Annotated in this window: 1 protein-coding gene; it reads left to right on the forward strand. The window is 56.6% G+C overall.

Annotated features, from left to right (window positions below):
• Nucleotides 1–87: 87 nt before the first annotated feature.
• Nucleotides 88–1107 (forward strand): IS110 family RNA-guided transposase, encoded by a 1020-nt coding sequence (locus tag ACR0K1_RS25585; protein WP_480852319.1) that lies wholly within the window; start codon nucleotides 88–90, stop codon nucleotides 1105–1107.
• The last annotated feature ends 258 nt before the right edge of the window (nucleotides 1108–1365 follow it).

The following is a 1365-nucleotide window of genomic DNA, read 5'->3' on the forward strand; positions in this document are numbered from 1 at the left end:
AGCGGATGAGGTGGGTGGCTCCTGCTCCACCGGCATCGAATGTGCCAAAGTGCAGTTGTGATTGACTGCTAGGAAAGGAGCCACCCAATGACAGTAAAGACCGTCAGCCTGGATCTGGCCAAGGATGTTTTTCAAGTCCACGGCGTTTCGGAGAACGGCCGCGTTGTCTTCAACAAGGCCATCAAGCGAGCGAAGCTGCTCCGCTTCTTTGAGACGCTTCCGCCCTGTGTCGTCGGCATGGAGGCATGCGGTTCGTCCCATCACTGGGGCCGCCAGCTGCGCAAATTGGGGCACGATGTGAAGCTCATGCCGGCCGGATACGTCAAACCCTACGTGAAGCGCGGCAAGAACGACGCCGTTGATGCTGAGGCAATCTGTGAAGCGGTCCGTCGACCAACCATGCGATTTGTCGAGATCAAGACGGAAGAGCAGCAAGCCATTCTCTCAATCCACCGGACTCGAGATCTGGCCGTCCGGCAGCGCACCCAACTGGCCAACATAATCCGCAGCTTGCTGCGCGAGTTTGGGCATATCTTGCCCATTGGGATCGAAGCAGTGACGGCTTTTGCAAAGCGTCACCATGATGGCGACCATCCAGAAATGCCGGAGATCGCCAACGGGATGCTTGGCATACAGTGCTATCAGTTCATTGGCCTGAACGAGCGCATTGACGGCTATTTGAAGATGATCGAACAACATGTCCTGCTGAATGCTGACGCACGCCGATTAACGCGCATGCCTGACATCGGGCCGATCACGGCGTCAGCGATCATCGCAACGATCGGTGATGCAAAACAGTTCCGGACCGGACGCGATCTGGCGGCGTGGTTGGGACTGACCCCGCTCAACAAATCCAGCGGTGGCAAGGAACGTCTGGGCAAAATCACCAAGCAAGGTGATCGCTACATTCGCAAGCTGTTGGTCGTAGGCATGACATCGCGCGCTGTGATGGCGAAACGTTCGCCGGAGAAGGTCGATCTGTGGACAGCGAGAATTATCGCAGACAAACCATTCCGATTGGCAACAACCGCCATGGCCAACAAGGCCGCTCGAGCCATCTGGGCGATGCTCACGAAGAAACAGGAATACCGGCAGCCTGCGTTCTAACCGCGCCGACTGCCCAGGAGATGCAAGACGTTGAAGTGATGATGCGGAATTAAGTCAACCAAGAGCAAGGACACTCCGGGAACGGCAGCGACCCTCAGAGGTCGATAAGCCGATTGGAACCTCGCTCGCGGAATTCATCAAGGCCAGTGGCGACAATGCCGCCACGCAAACAGGCCGGACAGACGAAGGTACTGACAAAATACCCGCAAACATCACCAAAAAACTCTTGCAATGCAGGAGCCACCCACAGATGCCGTT

The sequence above is a fragment of the Ruegeria sp. F5 genome (assembly GCF_056533845.1).

Excerpts from the sequence above, each read along its gene's own strand:
- ACR0K1_RS25585 (WP_480852319.1), top strand. The coding sequence starts at position 88 with ATGACAGTAAAGACCGTCAGCCTGGATCTGGCCAAGGATGTTTTTCAA.